Consider the following 16,007-nt stretch of genomic DNA (forward strand, 5'->3'; position numbering starts at 1 on the left):
ACAGGATGAAGGAGAAGGCCACCCATGTCTGACGCTCCAAACCGCTACCGGGTGCATAGCCTGCTCGATCTGGCGCGCGTGCCCGAAGATGCGCTCCCTCGCCTCATGGCGGAATTACCGGCGCTTCTTACGGCCATGCGACCGATGGCGCTGTTGATCGACGCGATGAAGGCATCCGGCGAAGATGTCACCGAGGCAGAGGCGGCGTTGGTTCAATCCTGCGAATGGATCGACGACACCAAAGGCGAGTTGACCATCAACGCACGGGTCCAGACTGGCGATGATCGCAAGGAGGTCGCGCGGGCATCTGTAACGTTGGATATCCCGACCATGCTTGGGCCCGAATCATGACCGCCCCGACCCCCGCTGGGGTGGCTCAGGACGCCTGCCCGGGCTGCAACGGCCAGCTTTGCGTCTGTCACGACTATGACGAGGACAGCGGCTGCGCGAATTGCGGCGGTGAGGGCTTCACCTACGGATGCTCCTGGGATTGGCAGTGCGACACCTACGACGAGGGCGAAGGGACGTGCTTGTGCACGCGTCGCTGCGAATGGTGCCAGCCCGTCAAGCGCGACCCGCAGCTTGATCAAGTCCTTAGCGACGCCCTCAAATCCACGGAGACCAGCAATGCCGGATGATCTGATGGCGCTGGCGGAGCTTGCCGCGCGCGTGGAATGGCTGAGTGGGCCGGACCGGGAGGTGGATGCGGACATAGCTGTAGCGATCCGTTGGTCGCCTGCCGGGATCGATGAGAGCCTGTTCTTCAGCGAGGAAATTAGGCCGCTTTACGCATACAAGGTTCCGAAGTTCACTGCCTCCCTCGACGCCGCCATGACGCTGGTGCCGGACGATTACGACTGGGCAGTCTTTCGGACCAATGGCGGGCTTACCGTCCATGCATGGTGCGGTTCACGTGAGGATGTGTTTGGTGACACACCCGCCCTCGCTCTAACCGCTGCCGCCCTCCGCGCCCGCGCCAGCCAGAGCGGGGTGGCGTGATGGGCTGGACACCGGATGCGGAAACCAACCGCGATTTCTGGTCAAAGGTAAAAGTGTCGGAGGTGGATGCTTGCTGGGAGTGGCAGGCTGGAAGAAACGCATCTGGCTACGGTCGCTTTAAACGCAAAGGTGCGCATAGAACCGCCTTGAGTCTGGCTACCGGCATCCCGCTCGACACAGATATGCTCGCCCTGCACGGATGCGATAATCCGCCCTGTTGCAACCCTAACCATCTCCGCTGGGGGACTACTCAAGACAATTCTCGCGACACCGTTGCGAGGGGCCGGACCCATAAATGGAACGGAAAACGAGCGGGTGAGAGAAACCCTAGGGCTAAGATAACTGCGGCCATAGCTGAAGAAATACGGCGACGATATGCTCCAGGAGCATACGGGAAGAAGAAGCTTTGCAAGGATTTTGGCCTAGCAAAAACAACCATTTATCTCATCCTTAAAGGACGGATATGGGCATGACCACCGACCCCACGATCGCGGCGCTTGCCGGGAAGCGTCCCAATCCGACCGAGATGGCATGGTTGCTGGCAGGGATCAGGGCTGGTCCGGTGAAACGCTGCTACCAGATGCCCGAGCGCATGCCGCTTCCGGAGTTTTGGCTTTCGTCATTGGGCTGCTGGGTCACGGAGGACGGGCGCAAGGTCAGCTTCGATGTACGCGGCCAGTTCCGGTCGTTCTATCCCGGCAGTATCGACCGGTGGCGCATTCGTCGCGCTGTCGCCCACCACCTCCGCACACAGGGAGGGTCGTCGGATGCCTGAACTCGTCATCTTCTTTCGCGAAGGCTGTTTCTACCCGGTCGCTTTGTCCGGCACGAAACCAGCTTCCGAAGAAATCCCCGAACATGTCGCCCTCAACCCCGGCACCCTGCGCGTCGAGGATCTGAGCGGCAATATCCTTTGGCCGGAAGGAACGCGCCAGTGACCCCAGATAACACCCCCGCGTCGCCTTCCCGCTGGGCATGGTGGGCCGGCCGCGACGAAGAGGAGTATCGCCTCGCAGGCCCATGTCCAACACGCGGCCACGCGATCAATGAAGCCTATGGCGACACAGAACCGGGCGACATCATTTATCTCGTCGAGGCAATCACCGCCCCTGAAGAAGAGCGCGATCATGACAGCGGCATCATTCCCTTCGTGAAGATGCGTAAACGCTCTCACGTAATTCGCAAAAAGGAGGCTCGCAATGACTAACACCCCCGCGTCGGTGGCCGTCGTGCAGGCGTCCGCTTGGCTGCGCGAATGCAGCAAGTGGCTGCTGTCGAATGACCTCGACATGCAGTGCCCCATGGAAGCCGATCCGCTTGATCTTGCCGACCTGCTCGACCGCCTCGCCTTCCAGCAGCCGGGCGGGGAGGCAGTCATTCGCACCTGTGACGGTAAAGAGCAGGACGCTTTTGAAGAATGGGCAGCCAGTCAGAACATGGATACGAAGACGCATCCTATTCACTGGCTGTTCCTTGATCCGAAAACGAGTGCCGCTCGTCAGGGTTGGCGAGGAGCGACGGAATATTGGGCGGCTCGGATGAAGGATGCAGCACCCACCCCGGACGCCGCGCTGCGGGAGGCGTTGGCACCGGAGGATGCTTGGCAGGAACTTGTCGAATACGATGATAGAACCAGTCCGGAAGAATATCCGGATATGGCGCTCATCACCCACGATGAGTTGCGCTCTTTCATGGAGCGAGCATCGTGACGCGGCGGTGCCTAATTTGCAGCAACCTCAACCCCTGTCGGGAGCATTCCGAGCGCAATCAGGACGACGAACTTGCCCGCAACCTGCGCGAGATAAGGGCTATCTGTGAAAGGGAAGCCCTCGCCGCCACCCCTTCGCAGAAGCAGGGGGAGGAAAAGAGGTGTCACGCGGGCGGCCCGCTATGCCGGCATCACCACGGCCAAGTCGATGTTGACGGACTCCTCACCGCCCTTCGCGAAATCGCGGGCAACAATTGGCGCGACCAGTCACGCGCTCGCCACGTCGCTCGCACAGCCTTGGGAGACGCATAATGGCCGAGATGTGTTCCTTCTGCTGGGAGCCTGCGGTTACGACCGTCGATGACCAATTCGACGTCATGCCCGCCTGCCAAGAATGCTCGGACGCATGGGACGTAAATCCCGGATTTCTTACCGATGCAGAGCGCCAAGCCCTCGCCACCACCAACGGGGAGACCTCGCATGGGCGTTCCTGATATCCGATCGCCGCTCGAAATGGTAATGTTCGCCGCTTGGGTGAACGTGCCTGTCGATCAGGTGCCAGCAAGCTACCGCGCTCCGGCCTGTGCTGACACGATGGCAGCCTGGAAACGCGTGGGCGAGGCTGCGCTTGCCTATCATCGAGAGCATGAAGCCACCCCCGACCTCCCCGAGCGCGGGGGATGGCGGTCGATAGCGAGCGCGCCGAAGGGCCGGGAAGTTTTGGTGTGGCCCGGTTTCTGCGACGACGTTACCGAAGCGATTCTAGGCGACGCAGGCTGGCAGATCGCAACAATGAACGGCCAGACCATGACCGGCAATCCCGAGATGTGGATGCCGAAACCGCTTCCGCCCGGTTGCACCACCCCCGCTCCTGCTGGCGAGTTGGAGGAGATGGCCCGCGCGCTTCTGGCCAAGGTGCTTACCGAAGAGGGAATGGAACTTGCCGGCGCCGATATGGCGAACGGCTATCCAGAGGCTGACACGCCGACCTATCTCGCGCTGCGTGCAGTGACCGAAGCCCTCCGCACCTACCCCGGCGCAACCACGAAGGGAGGGTCTAGCAATGTTTCTTTATAATCCGAATGGCGATCTAACCGTGATGCACATGGCGGACTACAACCGGCTTGGCGCTATCGTCGGTTCACTGTGTGGCGAGCGCGATTTCCAGCGTTCGTGCAATCTTCCGCTCGGTTGCACGATCTGTAGCGATTGCCGCCAGACCGCATTCGATATCGAGCGGTTGGAGGCGCAGCGCCCATGACCCCCATCGCTGAACTGCGGGAGCTTCACGCCAAGGCGCTGACGGCTGATCCAGATTGGCTGCATGATCCGACGCCCGATGATGTTGTCTGGCTTTGCGCTCAGCTTGCATGCTGGCCGTCGCGGGTTGATGATGAACGCACCACCAATGCGCGCTTTCTCATGTTGTCGGCTGCGGCTTTGATCGACCGGCTGACGGGGGAGCGGGAAGATGCGCGCGCCTTGTCCGATCGGCTATTGCTAGAGGCTCAGTGCCATGCCGGCGAGGCCCGCGCACACAAAGCCACCGTCCACGAGGCATACCAGATAGCGAGCGGCGCAACGGGTGAGCGCGCCAACTGGAATGGCGCTGGTCCGATCCGGGAACTTGCAGAGTGCACCCCCGCCGCCGAGCAGCGGTGCGCGGACATCATCGAGCAGTGCGCGAAGGTGGCGGAGGATGTGGCGCTCAATCCAACAATGGTTGGTTACGCCATCCGCGCCCTCGCGCAGACGGGGAGAGGGTGATGGGCAAAGCCTTTACCGTCTCATCGCTTGCCGATCGCTGGTGCGTCTCGACCGACACGGTCTATGCGATGATCCACGCAGGCCGCCTGAATGCTTTCCGATTCGGCGGCAAGCTGTATCGTATCCGCCCCGAAGAGGTTGAGCGCTTCGAATGTCAGAGCCAGGATATACCCTCCAACGATACCGAGGAAAGTGGGCCATCGTCTGGCGCGAGGCGGACGGACGCCACCGACATTCGCTTGGAACGTCTGATCGACCATCGGCCGATGCCGCGGCTCGTGCATTCTGGTCCCGGCGATCAACCCGGGGCGGCATAAATACCGTGGGCGAAGCAGTGGCCTACTATATCGAGCAGAAAGCGGAGATCCGGTCCATCGAGCGAGCGCGACAGGCGTGGCGACAGGCTGGGCCGTTCTGGTCAGCTATCCCCATAGGCCGCGTCGATAAGATGATGGCGCGCGACTACCGCGACCACCGATCGCACTGCAAGGCCGTTACCGTCCGCAACGAGCTAGCTATCGTCCGCGCCGCGCTAAACTTGTGCGAAGAGGATAAGCTGATTGCGAAGGCCCCCTTCGTGCAAATGCCGAGTCTGCCGCAGAACGGCGTCAAACATCTTACCAAAGACCAGTTCCGCAAACTGATCGCCGGCACAGAAAAGGGCGCGCCGCATATTGCCCTGTTCATGCAACTCGCGATTGCGACAGGGGCCCGTATGGCGGCAATCCTTGAGCTTAAGTGGGATCAGGTGAAGCTGGATAGTGGCCGCATCTTCCTCAACCCCGAGGACCGTATAGCAACCAGCAAGGGGCGCGCGACCGTTCCGATCAACGACCAACTCCGTCCGGCCCTCGAAGCGGCCAAGGTGGCTGCAACATCGGATTATGTAATAGAACACAACGGCAAGCGCGTAGGTTCGATCAAGACCGCCTGGAACGCCGCTGCCCGTCGATCCGGTGTGAAGGCGACGCCGCACATGCTCAGGCATAGCGCTGCTGTTTGGATGGCGGAGGCAGGGCAGTCGATGGACGTGATCGCCCAATTCCTCGGGCATACCGATTCACGCATAACGCAGCGTGTCTATGCGAGGTTCAGCCCTGACTTTTTGCGAGGCGCCGCAGAGGCGCTGACCTACTAACGAGGTTCAATCGCACCCATGAGCAAAGGTTGCAAACGATGGAAAACCCGCTAAATTACTGGTGCCGGCTGAGGGGATCGAACCCCCGACCTTCGGTTTACAAAACCGCTGCACTACCGCTGTGCTAAGCCGGCAAAAGCCCTATCGGACGGCCGCTTCCCTAGATTTGCCGGGCGGGTCGGTCAACGCGAAACACGCGCGAACGGCCAGGACGATCAGGCCAGGGGCGGCAGCTGATCGATGAGCGCGTCGAGTTCCGCGCTGCTCAATTCGCCTTCATGATCGGGCTCGACCACTGTCACCACCGCCCGCGCCCGGGCCGTCAAGGGAAGCTCGAAATAGGTCTGCACGGCGTCGCGCAGGGTCGTTATCGGCGATTCAGCCTGCAGCGGCGAGGCGATCGTGGTGCGGAAATGCCAGGGGGGAATGTCCATAGGGCGCCAACCGATCGATGAGCGCGACGGTTCCGCGCAATATCAGGGAACGCCGAAGGTCCAGCCCTCGATCGCCGCGACCTCAGGCGTGAGTGCCGGCGGGTGCCAGAGCGCCGCGTCATCCGCCGCCCGCGCCAGCCAGGCGGCGCCGACGATCGCGTCGGTCGCGTGGTCGTCATACCGGGCGAGCATCGGCGTTTCGAGGCCCCAGCCCAACAGCGCCGCCGCCAGCGCGCCTGCATCGCGCATCTTCGATCGCCCCTTGCCCAGACCTGCGGCGCGGGCCGCGATGCTGGTGTAGAGTTCGACGATCATCGGTCCCTTTTCCGGCACCGGATCGAACGGCCAGACCGGGATACGGCCCGTCAGTTGGTGCAGCATCCGCATGCCCGTCAGGCTCGACTTGCCCACCTGCGCCGCGCCGACCAGGTTGAAGCAGGAGATGGCGTTGCCATGCCCGCCCGCGCGGCACGCTTGCTCGGTCAGCCGCATCCGCCCCATCCCGCCCCCGAACAGATCGCCCTCGCGCCCGCCATGGCGGCGGAAGTGTCGGCTGACCTCCGGATGATCGACGAAACCGGTGGCGGCGAGGTGCCGGTCGTCGGCGGAGAGATGGTCGATCAACGCCCAGAGCGCACGGGCATCGACCGGGCCGTCCGGCCAGCCGGGGAGATAGGCGCCCATGTCGAGGAAGGGCAAAGCCATCGAAAAGTCGAAGCCGACGAGCAGATCGGCCTTTGCCGCCGACTGTTCGATCAGCCAGTCGGCGACGTCCTGCCGCGACCAGGCGTGATCGAGCAGCACCGGTGCGTTGCGTCCCTCCGCGACCGCGACCGCGATCCCCTTCGGCCGCTCGACCGCCTGCCCCGACCAGTCGATGCACGCGAAACGGGTGAAGGCGCGCATCACCAACCGCTCCTCCCCCGCCAGGGGTGGGTGGAGGCGACGGATGCGGAGGATGCGAGGCATCCAGTTGGCCGCCGCCCTCCCCCTCCGTCGGCTAAGCCGACACCTCCCCCTGGCGGGGGAGGATTGGGCAGGCGTGTCACTTCTTCCTCGGCCGTGGCGGCTTCTTCGCCAGCGCGCGTTCGTGCGCGCGCTCGATCATCGCCAGCACGCGCTCCGGATCGGCGCTGACGTAGCGGACGAGCAGGCCCGGCCAGCCGACATAATGCGGGGTCTGCCAGAACGTGTCGGGATCGGTTTCCATCAGCATGTCGACCGTGTCGAGATCGAGCATCAGATGGAAACTGTCCGCCTCCCGCCCCGGCGTCAGGAAGGCGTTGCCGTTCGCCTTGACCGCGGGGCCGCCATAATAGGTCGAGAGTTCCGCGCCCGGCAGCGACAATGCGTGGGCGACGACGGTGTCCCAATCCAGCCCTATCACGCCCCCTCCCCGTTCGTGTCGAGCGAAGTCGAGACATGTTCACGCGCGCCCAGCCAACGTGTCTCGACTTCGCTCGACACGAACGGTTGGGGGAGAAGGGCCGTCACTCCCCCCGCCGCTCGGCGCGCAACCGGTCCCAATAGGCCAGCCGCTCCGCAAGCTTCGCCTCGAAGCCGCGCGGGGAGGGTTCGTAGAAGGTCTGCGCGCCCATCTCCTCGGGCCAGTAATCCTCGCCGGAGAAAGCATCCTCGGCATCGTGATCATAGGCGTAACCCTTACCATAGCCGATGTCCTTCATCAGCCGGGTGGGCGCGTTGAGGATCGTCTTGGGGGGCGAGAGCGAGCCGGTGTCCTTGGCCGATCGAAACGCGGCCTTTTGCGCCTTGTAGGCCGCATTCGATTTGGGCGCGGTCGCGAGATAGAGGCACGCCTGCACGATCGCGAGTTCGCCTTCGGGCGAGCCGAGGAAGTCATAGGCGTCCTTGGCGGCGAGGCATTGGACGAGCGCCTGCGGATCGGCGAGCCCGATATCTTCCGATGCGAAGCGGACGAGGCGGCGCAGGACGTAGAGCGGCTGTTCCCCCGCCGTCAGCATCCGCGCCATATAGTATAGCGCGGCCTGGGGATCGGAGCCGCGCAGCGATTTGTGGAGCGCGGAGATGAGGTTGTAATGCCCCTCCCGATCCTTGTCATACACCGCCATGCGCCGATGCAGCAGGGCCGCGAGCTGGCCGGGTTCGAGCGGTTCGGGAATCGCGATCGAGAAGAGCGTCTCGACTTGGTTGAGCAGGAACCGCCCGTCGCCGTCGGCCGAGGCGATCAAGGCTTCGCGCGCATTTGCCGTCAGCGGCAGTTCGCGCCCCTCGGTCTCCTCGGCCCGCGCGACCATCTTGCCGAGCGCGGTCGCGTCGAGCCGGTTGAGGATCAGCACCTGAGCGCGGCTGAGCAAGGCGGCGTTGAGTTCAAACGAGGGATTTTCGGTGGTCGCGCCGACGAGGACGACGGTGCCGTCCTCGACATAAGGCAGGAAGCTGTCCTGCTGTGCGCGGTTGAAGCGGTGGATCTCGTCCACGAACAGCAGGGTGCGCTGTCCCATGCGCGCATGTTCGCGGGCTTCGGCGAAGATCTTCTTGAGGTCCGCGACGCCCGAGAACACCGCCGAGACCGGCGCGAAGCGCAGGCCAACCGCGTCGGCGAGAAGCCGCGCGATCGTGGTCTTGCCGGTACCCGGCGGCCCCCACAGGACGAGCGACGACAGCCGCCCCGCCGCGACCATCCGCCCGATCGCCCCTTCCGGCCCCGTCAGATGTTCCTGCCCGATCACCTGATCGAGCGACTGCGGGCGCAACCGTTCGGCGAGCGGAGCGGACTCGGAGATCGTCGGGGCGGGAGAATCGGAGGCGAAGAGGTCGGCCATCAGCATCGAATATAGGCAGGTGACGCAGGTGCTACCAGCCCGAGAACGGGCGTGGCGATGACCCGTCCAGCGGATCGCGGGAATCGTCGGAAGTTGTGGAAGTTGTCACTACGTCCGCGTCGGAATCGCTTCCACGACTGCCCCGACGAGCGAGGCAGGAGGAGAGTGCGCGTGTTTGGCATGGGCCCAAATTAGGCGAGCCGACCGATGTAGGACAGCCGACAGTGCATCCAGTTGCCAAATCCCTCCCGACTGGTAATTGATGATATATCGTATCTTTGATTCGGGGGAATAAGTGAAGCTATCAATCTGGCTGGGCGCTGGCGCGGCGCTCGGATCGGCTCTTGTCGCCATGCCGGCTTTTGCGGAGGAGGCCGATGACGAGCGCAGCCATTCGGACATCGTCGTTACCGCCGTGCGCGAGGATGACAGCTATGCGCCCGAGGCAGCGGCCGTGGCGGGCAAGAGCCCCGCGCCCCTGATCGAGACGCCACAGTCGATCAGCGTGGTGACGCGCCAGCAGATCGAGGATCGCAACCTCTTCACGATCGGCGAGGCGGTGCAGACCGTGGCGGGCGTGACGGTGATGCCGTTCGACGGCACCAATCCCGATTATCGCGCGCGCGGCTTCGTGCTCGATTATGCCTATGACGGCATCCCCTCCACCTTCTCATCGGGCGTGCCCGAGTTCGACCTGGTCATCTACGAACGGCTCGAGGTGCAGCGCGGGCCGACCGGGCTGTTCCGCGGTTCGGGTTCGCCCGGCGGCACGATCAACCTGATCCGCAAGCGCGGGCTGGACACATTCGCCGCATCGACCGCGCTGTCGGGCGGATCGTGGAACAATGTTCGCGGCGAATTCGACATTGGCGGGCCGATCGATACGGCCGGGCGGCTGCGCGTGCGCGCGGTAGCAGCGATTCACGATCGCGATTTCTTCCAGGAGAAGTCGCATACCCGCAAGATCACGTCCTATGCGGCGGCCGATTATGATCTGACGCCCACGACGACGATCGGCGCGTCGATCAGCTATCAGGATACTGCGGCCGATACGCCGATGAACGGGCAGCCGGCCTACGGCTTGCTGACGAACGGACGGCGCCATCCGCTGACCGACAGATTCCTGAACTTCCCGCGCAGCTTCCAACATCTGCCGAACACGAACCTGTTCACCGAAACCACGACCGAATATGCCGGCGAGGTGAAGCAGCAGCTGGGCGACTGGTCGCTGGTGGTGCGCGGGCTGCATCGCGACATTCCGCGCGCGTGGCACGATGCTTTCATCCGTCCCGGCACCGGTGTCGATCCGGTGACTTTGACCGCCGAATATGTGAACCGGCGCAGCGATGGGGAGAATGGCAAGACGGCGGTCGATGCCTATGCGACCGGCCCGTTCACCCTGTTCGGGCGCGAGCATGACCTGACCGTCGGCTATAGCTGGGACAAACGCACGACGTCGTTCCTCGCGCGCACCCAGACCTCGGTCGGGCGATATTCGATCTTCAACGCCGATGCGATCCCGATCGCGCCGCTGATCTACACATCGGGCAGCGAGACCGACCTGCGGCAGAGCGGCTTTCACGCGCAGCTACGGCTGCATCCGTTCGAAGGCTTCACGATCGTCGCGGGCGGGCGGTTCAGCGATTACACCAACAAGACGCGGGCGATCCCGCCATCGGCCCCGACCCGCTTCACGGTCAGCGGGCGCGAGCGCGGCCAGTTCACCCCCAGCGTCGGCGCGGTGCTGCACCTGACCGACAACGTCACGCTCTACGGAAGCTATTCGGACATCTTCAATCCGCAGACCGCGCTGCGCGCCGACGGATCGGTGCTCGATCCGCGCGTCGGGCAGCAATATGAGGCGGGGTTGAAGGGCCGCTTCCTCGACGGGCAGCTCAATGCCAGCGCCGCCGTGTTCAGCAGCAAGGACACGAACCGCGCGCTGGCCGACACGGCCAATCCCGGCTTCTTCGTCCAGGCGGGCGAAGTGAGCATCAAGGGATTTGAGTTCGAGGTGACGGGCCGGCCGATTGCGGGCCTCGATCTGGTCGCCAGCTATACCAACGTCAAAACCGAATATGCGGTGGGCACTGCGGCGCAGACGGGCGCGATCTTCGACATCTTCACGCCGCGCCATCAGTATAAGTTCTACGCGCGCTATGAACCGGCGGCGCTGGGTGGCGCCTTCGCGTCGGCCAGCCTGAACGGGCAGAGCGGCGTGGTCGGCGGCGGCGTGGCGGGGGTTCGCGAACAGGCCGCGTTCGCGATCGTCGGCGCCCAGATCGGCTGGCGCTTTAACGACAATCTGCGGGCCTTCGTCAGCGTCAACAACCTGCTGGACAAGACATACTACCAGCGGGTCGGATCGCCCAACACGTACAATTTTTACGGCGAGCCACGCAATTTCCTGCTCACCCTGCGCGCCAGTTACTGACGCCGCATGATCGCGCCGGCGGCGTTCGTCGCCGGCGCAACCGCGCTTAGAAGGGCAGCTTGAAGCCCGGCGGCAGCGGGATCGAATCCTTCATCTTCGCCATTTCCGCGTTCGACGCGGCATCAGCCTTCGCGCGGGCATCGTTGAGCGCGGCGGCGATCAAATCCTCGAGCATCTGCTTTTCGGATGCGACCATCAGCGAATCGTCGATCGTGACGCCCAGGATGCGGCCCTTGGCGGTCGCCTTGATCTTCACCAGGCCACCGCCGGCGGCGCCTTCGACTTCGACGCTGTCGAGCGAGGCCTGCGCCTGTTCCATCTGCGCCTGCACCGACGCCGCCATATTCTGCGCGGCGGCGAACATATCTTCGAGGCTCTTCATCGGGCGAACTCCTTTGTTGGCCGCCCTCCTACGCGCTTCGGGAAAAAGCGAAAAGACGCTCTTGTAAAAACCTTCTCAAGATATATCTTACGCATATCGAAACCGATTCGGAGTATACATGTTCGGAATGAGACACGGCCACCACGGTGGTGGCCACAAGATGCACCGCATGATGCGGGAAGCGATGCGCGGTGGGCGCGGATTTGGCGGCGGCGGCGACTTCGGCGAGATGTTCGGTGGGCGTGGCGGCGGCTTTGGCGGCCATCGCGGCGGACGCCGGCGGGTGTTCGACGGAGCTGAGCTGCGCCTCGTCCTCCTCAAGCTGATCGGCGATGAGCCGCGCCACGGTTATGACCTGATCCGCGCGATCGAGGAGCTGACCGGCGGCGCCTATGCCCCCAGCCCCGGCATGATCTATCCCACTGTCACCATGCTGGAGGAGATGGGCCAGATCGCCGAGCAGGACGGCGCGGCATCAGGCAAGAAGCGCCTGTTCGCGATCACCGATGCGGGCACCGCCGAACTGGCCGAGCAGGCCGAGCAGATCGAGGCGTTGTTCGCCCGCCTGAAGGCATTGGCCGAGGAGAGCGGCGCGGACGATCGATCGCCGGTGCGCCGTGCGATGATGAACCTCGCGATGGCGGTGCGGATGCGACATCATCGTGGTGCGACGGGCGAGATCAACCACGAGATCGCCGCGATCCTCGATGAGGCCGCGCGCAAGGTGGAGCGCCTGGCATGACGCAACATGTCGCCCAGGTGCCGACCACCAACGGCAGCCGTTACCTCCAGCAGCTGTGCAAGCATTGGAGCCACAAGATGCCGGTCGAGTTCGACGCGCAGGCGGGGAAGATCACCTTCCCCAACGGTACGATCGCGACGCTGGCGAATGCGGCCGAGACGCTGGACGTAACGATCGACGTCCCCGAGGGGGTGGATGCCGCGCAGATGCAGAAGGTGGTGGCCGATCATCTCGACCGCTTCGCCTTCCGCGAGGCACCGCTGACGTTCGCTTGGAACTAGCCGGTGGGGCGCCGCCCGTAGGTGCCCCATCGCCACAACCATTCCATCGGGCCGTAGCGGAACCGGGTGAACCAGAATGTCGCGAACAATGCCTCGGCGACGAGAATCAAAGCCGCGACGCCCCATTCGCCCCAGCCGTTGAGCCGGCCCCATAGCCCCAGCCCGAAGCCCGAGAAGATGACCGCCGCGAGTGCGGACTGGCCGAGATAGAGCGTCAGTGCCATCCGGCCCATCCGCGCGAGCGGCGCGAAGGCGTTTCGGGCATGCGGCCACAGGGTCAGCACCAGCCCGGCGTGACCCAAGGTCATCCCGAGCCGTGCAACCTGATCGACCATCGCGGTCCACCCGGTCGGGTTCCCGTCATTGCCGAAGATCGCGATCGCCTGCGCGATGCGAAGCGGGAGCCCGATCGCATAGCCGGCGATCAGCATGCGCGGCCGCGCGCCCTCCATCCAGTCGCCGCGCCATAGCGCCATGCCGACGAGCATGAACCCCGCCGATTCCGCAATCCACAGGATCGACGCGATATCGAGCGTCCATTTCGCGGTGACGTGGCTGAGATAGGCGAGATTGTCGGCATAGCTGCCGTGCCGCGCCGCCGCCTCGGTCGCCAGCGTCTCGGGCGAATAGAGGAACTGATCGGCGGGCATCAGACCGATCTCGATCGTCATCAATACCGACATCAGCCCGATCGCGACCAACCCCGCGACCAGCAGGCGGTGGGGCGATCGATCGCGAAAGGCCAGCACCGCGATCCCCGCGATCGCATAGGTCGTCAGGATGTCGCCCGGCCACAGCAGCACCGTCCCATTCGCGACGCCGAACAGGAACAGCATGGCCAGCCGGCGCAGATACAGGCCGTCGCTTTTCCCTGATCCTTCGAAGAACAGCAGCAGCCCGATCCCGAACAGCATCGAGAACAGCCCGCGCATCGTGCCGAACACGAAGAGCTGCGCGATCGTCCAAACCTGCCAGTCGGGATCGGCGAGGCTGGGCGCGGCCATCGGCCGCTCCATCCCCACCGGCCCCGCCATCAACGGAATGTTGATCAGCAGAATGCCGCACAAGGCGATCCCGCGCAGCGCGTCGATCGCCTCGATACGCTGTGCGGGCGCGGTGGGGGCTGCTTCGGACAGGGCGATCAGTCCGCGATCTGGGTCAGGACGAAGGCGAAGGCCTCGGCATCCTCACGCAGGCTGTCGAACCGGCCCGATTTGCCGCCATGGCCCGCGCCCATGTTGATCTTGAGCAGCAGCAGGTTCGCGTCGGTCTTCGCATAACGCAAAGCCGCCGCCCATTTGGCCGGCTCCCAATAGGTGACGCGCGGATCGTTGAGGCCACCGGTGATCAGCATCGGCGGATAATCCTGCGCCGCGACATTGTCGTAAGGGCTGTAGCTGCGGATCAGATCGAAGGCGGCCGGATCGGTGATCGGATTGCCCCATTCGGGCCATTCGCCAGGCGTCAGCGGCAGGCTTTCGTCCTGCATCGTGTTGAGCACGTCGACGAACGGCACGTCGGCCACCACCGCGCCCCACAGATCGGGATCGGTGTTGGCAACCACGCCCATCAGCTCGCCGCCCGCCGATCCGCCGTTGATCGCGATATTGCCCGCACTGGCGAAGCCCGCGTCGATCAGCCCGCGCGCAGCATCGGAGAAATCGCGGAAGGTGTTCCAGCGGTGGGTCGCCTTGCCCTTCAGATACCAGTCATATCCCAGATCGTCGCCACCACGGATATGCGCGATCGCATAAGCCCAGCCGCGATCGACGAGGCTCAACCGGATCGTCGAGAAGCCCGGCGGGATCGCATGGCCGTATGCGCCGTAGGCGTAGAGAAACAGCTTGCCGCTGCCGTCCTTCGGAAAGCCTTTGCGGTAAAGGACCGACACCGGAACCCTCGCGCCATCCCGCGCCGTGATCGTCAGCCGCTCGGTCGCGTAGAGCGAGGGATCATAGCCCGAGGGCAGCTCCTGCACCTTGAGCGTGGTCAGCGCGCGGGCGGCAGGATCATAATCGAATACGGTCTGCGGCGTGACCATCGAGGCATAGCCGATCCGATAGGCGACCGGATCATATTCGGGGTTCGAGCCGAGCGAGGCGGTATAGCTCGCCTCGGGGAAGGCGATGCGATGCTCGGTGCCGTCGTAGGATCGCAGCCGGATCTGATCGAGCCCGTCGACCCGCTCGGTGATCGCGAGGTGGCCCGCAAAGCTGCTGATCCCGCGCAGATAGACCTGATCCGAACCGGGGATGACCGTCTCCCACACGCCCGGCGTCGCCGGATCGGCGACCGCGACGCGGAAATTGACGTGATCGTCGTTGGTCAGAATCCACAGTTTGCCGTGCGCGCCGTCGACCGAATATTCGCGCTTCTCCTTGCGGGGCGAAACGAGGATCGGCGCGGCGGCGGGATCACTCGCGGGGACGAGGCGGATTTCGCTCGTCTGGTGATCGTGCGTGTTGAGCGTGATCCACTGCCGATCCTGCGTCAGCCCGATGCCGACGTTGAAGCCGATATCGTCGGTCTCCTCATAGAGCGTGGTGTCGGTCGCGGGATCACTGTCCAGGATGTGCAGGCGGGCGCGATAGGTGCGCCAGTTGTCGTTGACCTCGGTATAGGCGAGGCTCTTCGAATCCGAACTCCATGCCGTCGCGCCGTTCGTCACCGCGCTGACCGTCTCGACATCCTCGCCGGTCGCGAGATCGCGGATCTTCAGGACGAAACGTTCGGACCCGTTGCTGTCGCTCGACCAGGCCATCAGCCGCCCGTCGGGGCTGACATCGAGCACCTGGAGCCGGAAATAATCGTGGCCCTCGGCCTCAGCGGGTTCGTCGAGGATCACCTCGTCCGCGCCGCCGCTTGCCGGCTTGCGATACCAGACCCGATATTGCCCGCCCGGCCGGAACGCCCACCAATAGAGGAAGTCGCCATCCTTCTGGGGGACGCTGGCGTCATCCTCCTTGATGCGCCCTTTCATCTCGGCGAACAGGGTTTCGACCAGCCCCTCGTGCGGCTTCATCGCCGCGTCGAAATAGGCGTTCTCTTCGGTGAGATAGGCGAGCACGTCCGGCTCATCGATCACCGGATATTTCTGATCCTTCAGCCAGAAATAGGGATCTTCGACAGTCTGGCCGTGCCGCTCATAGCGGTGCGGGCGGCGTTCGGCGGCGGGAGGATTGGAGAGTTCGGGATTTGTCATCCTAACCATCTAACCACGCTCCCTCGTCATTGCGAGCGTAGCGAAGCAATCCATTCCGCAGTTCGGAGTGGATTGCCGCGTCGCCTGCGGCTCCTCGCAATGACGAGGGAGGGTGA

At 64.0% G+C, this 16,007-nt stretch carries 22 protein-coding genes and 1 tRNA gene; 15 read left to right on the forward strand and 8 right to left on the reverse strand.

Annotation, left to right across the window (positions count from 1 at the left end; genetic code table 11):
* The first annotated feature begins 24 nt into the window (after positions 1–24).
* The 12 genes from FYJ91_RS11385 (at position 25) to FYJ91_RS11435 (ending at position 5,612) form a co-directional block, all read left to right on the forward strand.
* A complete protein-coding gene (locus FYJ91_RS11385; protein WP_149522435.1) occupies positions 25–351 on the forward strand; it encodes a hypothetical protein in 327 nt (108 codons plus the stop codon).
* 276 nt (positions 352–627) lie between these two features.
* Positions 628–999 (forward strand): hypothetical protein, encoded by a 372-nt coding sequence (locus FYJ91_RS11390; RefSeq protein ID WP_149522436.1) that lies wholly within the window; start codon positions 628–630, stop codon positions 997–999.
* Positions 999–1,472 (forward strand): HNH endonuclease, encoded by a 474-nt coding sequence (locus tag FYJ91_RS21095; RefSeq protein WP_425474043.1) that lies wholly within the window; start codon positions 999–1,001, stop codon positions 1,470–1,472. The genes FYJ91_RS11390 and FYJ91_RS21095 overlap by 1 nt, the downstream gene beginning before the upstream one ends.
* Entirely contained in the window at positions 1,469–1,774 is a 306-nt protein-coding gene (locus FYJ91_RS11400) for a hypothetical protein (protein ID WP_149522438.1), read from the forward strand. Before FYJ91_RS21095 ends, FYJ91_RS11400 begins: the two co-directional genes overlap by 4 nt.
* Positions 1,767–1,937 (forward strand): hypothetical protein, encoded by a 171-nt coding sequence (locus FYJ91_RS20625; protein ID WP_181008471.1) that lies wholly within the window; start codon positions 1,767–1,769, stop codon positions 1,935–1,937. Before FYJ91_RS11400 ends, FYJ91_RS20625 begins: the two co-directional genes overlap by 8 nt.
* A complete protein-coding gene (locus FYJ91_RS11405; protein ID WP_149522439.1) occupies positions 1,934–2,206 on the forward strand; it encodes a hypothetical protein in 273 nt (90 codons plus the stop codon). The genes FYJ91_RS20625 and FYJ91_RS11405 overlap by 4 nt, the downstream gene beginning before the upstream one ends.
* Positions 2,199–2,708 (forward strand): hypothetical protein, encoded by a 510-nt coding sequence (locus FYJ91_RS11410; protein ID WP_149522440.1) that lies wholly within the window; start codon positions 2,199–2,201, stop codon positions 2,706–2,708. Before FYJ91_RS11405 ends, FYJ91_RS11410 begins: the two co-directional genes overlap by 8 nt.
* Before the next feature lie 479 nt (positions 2,709–3,187).
* Positions 3,188–3,784 carry a hypothetical protein gene (locus FYJ91_RS11415; protein WP_149522441.1) on the forward strand — a complete coding sequence of 199 codons (597 nt, stop codon included), beginning with the start codon at positions 3,188–3,190 and terminating at the stop codon, positions 3,782–3,784.
* Complete coding sequence (locus tag FYJ91_RS11420; protein WP_149522442.1) at positions 3,771–3,968, forward strand: hypothetical protein; 198 nt, start codon at positions 3,771–3,773, stop codon at positions 3,966–3,968. The genes FYJ91_RS11415 and FYJ91_RS11420 overlap by 14 nt, the downstream gene beginning before the upstream one ends.
* Positions 3,965–4,474, forward strand: a complete 510-nt coding sequence (locus FYJ91_RS11425) for a hypothetical protein (RefSeq protein WP_149522443.1) — start codon at positions 3,965–3,967, stop codon at positions 4,472–4,474. The genes FYJ91_RS11420 and FYJ91_RS11425 overlap by 4 nt, the downstream gene beginning before the upstream one ends.
* Positions 4,474–4,791: a helix-turn-helix domain-containing protein gene (locus tag FYJ91_RS20900; RefSeq protein ID WP_246152660.1), complete on the forward strand. Its 318-nt coding sequence runs from the start codon at positions 4,474–4,476 to the stop codon at positions 4,789–4,791. Before FYJ91_RS11425 ends, FYJ91_RS20900 begins: the two co-directional genes overlap by 1 nt.
* 17 nt (positions 4,792–4,808) lie before the next feature.
* Positions 4,809–5,612, forward strand: coding sequence for a tyrosine-type recombinase/integrase (locus FYJ91_RS11435; protein WP_246152584.1), 804 nt, complete (start codon positions 4,809–4,811; stop codon positions 5,610–5,612).
* A 59-nt stretch (positions 5,613–5,671) separates the two neighbouring features.
* Here FYJ91_RS11435 and FYJ91_RS11440 read toward each other — a convergent pair.
* The 5 genes from FYJ91_RS11440 to FYJ91_RS11465 all read right to left on the reverse strand — a co-directional run bounded on the left by FYJ91_RS11440 (position 5,672) and on the right by FYJ91_RS11465 (position 8,850).
* A tRNA-Thr gene (locus FYJ91_RS11440) sits at positions 5,672–5,746 on the reverse strand.
* Between the two features lie 81 nt (positions 5,747–5,827).
* Positions 5,828–6,046: a hypothetical protein gene (locus FYJ91_RS11445; protein WP_149522446.1), complete on the reverse strand. Its 219-nt coding sequence runs from the start codon at positions 6,044–6,046 to the stop codon at positions 5,828–5,830.
* A 42-nt stretch (positions 6,047–6,088) separates the two neighbouring features.
* A complete protein-coding gene (locus FYJ91_RS11450; RefSeq protein WP_149523317.1) occupies positions 6,089–6,952 on the reverse strand; it encodes a hypothetical protein in 864 nt (287 codons plus the stop codon).
* A 139-nt stretch (positions 6,953–7,091) separates the two neighbouring features.
* Positions 7,092–7,433: an MmcQ/YjbR family DNA-binding protein gene (locus FYJ91_RS11455; protein WP_246152585.1), complete on the reverse strand. Its 342-nt coding sequence runs from the start codon at positions 7,431–7,433 to the stop codon at positions 7,092–7,094.
* Positions 7,434–7,536: 103 nt separating this feature from the next.
* Positions 7,537–8,850, reverse strand: coding sequence for a replication-associated recombination protein A (locus FYJ91_RS11465; protein ID WP_149522447.1), 1,314 nt, complete (start codon positions 8,848–8,850; stop codon positions 7,537–7,539).
* A gap of 295 nt (positions 8,851–9,145) precedes the next feature.
* Here FYJ91_RS11465 and FYJ91_RS11470 point away from each other — a divergent pair, with 295 nt between their 5' ends.
* Positions 9,146–11,284, forward strand: a complete 2,139-nt coding sequence (locus FYJ91_RS11470; protein ID WP_149522448.1) for a TonB-dependent siderophore receptor — start codon at positions 9,146–9,148, stop codon at positions 11,282–11,284.
* Positions 11,285–11,330: 46 nt separating this feature from the next.
* On the opposite strand, the gene FYJ91_RS11475 is transcribed toward FYJ91_RS11470, so the two are convergent.
* Complete coding sequence (locus FYJ91_RS11475) at positions 11,331–11,666, reverse strand: YbaB/EbfC family nucleoid-associated protein (protein WP_149522449.1); 336 nt, start codon at positions 11,664–11,666, stop codon at positions 11,331–11,333.
* Between the two features lie 118 nt (positions 11,667–11,784).
* Between FYJ91_RS11475 and FYJ91_RS11480 the strand changes: the two genes are divergently transcribed.
* A complete protein-coding gene (locus FYJ91_RS11480; RefSeq protein ID WP_149522450.1) occupies positions 11,785–12,408 on the forward strand; it encodes a PadR family transcriptional regulator in 624 nt (207 codons plus the stop codon).
* Positions 12,405–12,689, forward strand: coding sequence for a DUF2218 domain-containing protein (locus FYJ91_RS11485; protein WP_149522451.1), 285 nt, complete (start codon positions 12,405–12,407; stop codon positions 12,687–12,689). The genes FYJ91_RS11480 and FYJ91_RS11485 overlap by 4 nt, the downstream gene beginning before the upstream one ends.
* On the opposite strand, the gene FYJ91_RS11490 is transcribed toward FYJ91_RS11485, so the two are convergent.
* Together FYJ91_RS11490 and FYJ91_RS11495 are read right to left on the reverse strand one after the other, a co-directional pair.
* A complete protein-coding gene (locus FYJ91_RS11490; RefSeq protein WP_246152586.1) occupies positions 12,686–13,756 on the reverse strand; it encodes a DUF418 domain-containing protein in 1,071 nt (356 codons plus the stop codon). The genes FYJ91_RS11485 and FYJ91_RS11490 overlap by 4 nt on opposite strands.
* A 74-nt stretch (positions 13,757–13,830) precedes the next feature.
* Positions 13,831–15,900 carry a S9 family peptidase gene (locus FYJ91_RS11495; RefSeq protein WP_425474017.1) on the reverse strand — a complete coding sequence of 690 codons (2,070 nt, stop codon included), beginning with the start codon at positions 15,898–15,900 and terminating at the stop codon, positions 13,831–13,833.
* Between the last annotated feature and the right edge of the window lie 107 nt (positions 15,901–16,007).

It is taken from the genome of Sphingomonas montanisoli, from assembly GCF_008274695.1.
In the GTDB taxonomy this organism is placed as follows: Bacteria; Pseudomonadota; Alphaproteobacteria; order Sphingomonadales; family Sphingomonadaceae; genus Rhizorhabdus; species Rhizorhabdus montanisoli.

Bases quoted from the DNA above. Each gene is read 5' to 3' on its own strand.
- FYJ91_RS20625 (WP_181008471.1), top strand. From the start codon at position 1,767: ATGCCTGAACTCGTCATCTTCTTTCGCGAAGGCTGTTTCTACCCGGTC.
- FYJ91_RS20900 (WP_246152660.1), top strand. From the start codon at position 4,474: ATGGGCAAAGCCTTTACCGTCTCATCGCTTGCCGATCGCTGGTGCGTC.
- FYJ91_RS11445 (WP_149522446.1), bottom strand. From the start codon at position 6,046: ATGGACATTCCCCCCTGGCATTTCCGCACCACGATCGCCTCGCCGCTG.
- FYJ91_RS11420 (WP_149522442.1), top strand. From the start codon at position 3,771: ATGTTTCTTTATAATCCGAATGGCGATCTAACCGTGATGCACATGGCG.
- FYJ91_RS11495 (WP_425474017.1), bottom strand. From the start codon at position 15,900: ATGGTTAGGATGACAAATCCCGAACTCTCCAATCCTCCCGCCGCCGAA.
- FYJ91_RS11400 (WP_149522438.1), top strand. From the start codon at position 1,469: ATGACCACCGACCCCACGATCGCGGCGCTTGCCGGGAAGCGTCCCAAT.
- FYJ91_RS11485 (WP_149522451.1), top strand. From the start codon at position 12,405: ATGACGCAACATGTCGCCCAGGTGCCGACCACCAACGGCAGCCGTTAC.
- FYJ91_RS11465 (WP_149522447.1), bottom strand. From the start codon at position 8,850: ATGGCCGACCTCTTCGCCTCCGATTCTCCCGCCCCGACGATCTCCGAG.
- FYJ91_RS11385 (WP_149522435.1), top strand. From the start codon at position 25: ATGTCTGACGCTCCAAACCGCTACCGGGTGCATAGCCTGCTCGATCTG.
- FYJ91_RS11475 (WP_149522449.1), bottom strand. From the start codon at position 11,666: ATGAAGAGCCTCGAAGATATGTTCGCCGCCGCGCAGAATATGGCGGCG.
- FYJ91_RS11480 (WP_149522450.1), top strand. From the start codon at position 11,785: ATGTTCGGAATGAGACACGGCCACCACGGTGGTGGCCACAAGATGCAC.
- FYJ91_RS11425 (WP_149522443.1), top strand. From the start codon at position 3,965: ATGACCCCCATCGCTGAACTGCGGGAGCTTCACGCCAAGGCGCTGACG.
- FYJ91_RS21095 (WP_425474043.1), top strand. From the start codon at position 999: ATGGGCTGGACACCGGATGCGGAAACCAACCGCGATTTCTGGTCAAAG.
- FYJ91_RS11390 (WP_149522436.1), top strand. From the start codon at position 628: ATGCCGGATGATCTGATGGCGCTGGCGGAGCTTGCCGCGCGCGTGGAA.
- FYJ91_RS11415 (WP_149522441.1), top strand. From the start codon at position 3,188: ATGGGCGTTCCTGATATCCGATCGCCGCTCGAAATGGTAATGTTCGCC.
- FYJ91_RS11410 (WP_149522440.1), top strand. From the start codon at position 2,199: ATGACTAACACCCCCGCGTCGGTGGCCGTCGTGCAGGCGTCCGCTTGG.
- FYJ91_RS11450 (WP_149523317.1), bottom strand. From the start codon at position 6,952: ATGCGCGCCTTCACCCGTTTCGCGTGCATCGACTGGTCGGGGCAGGCG.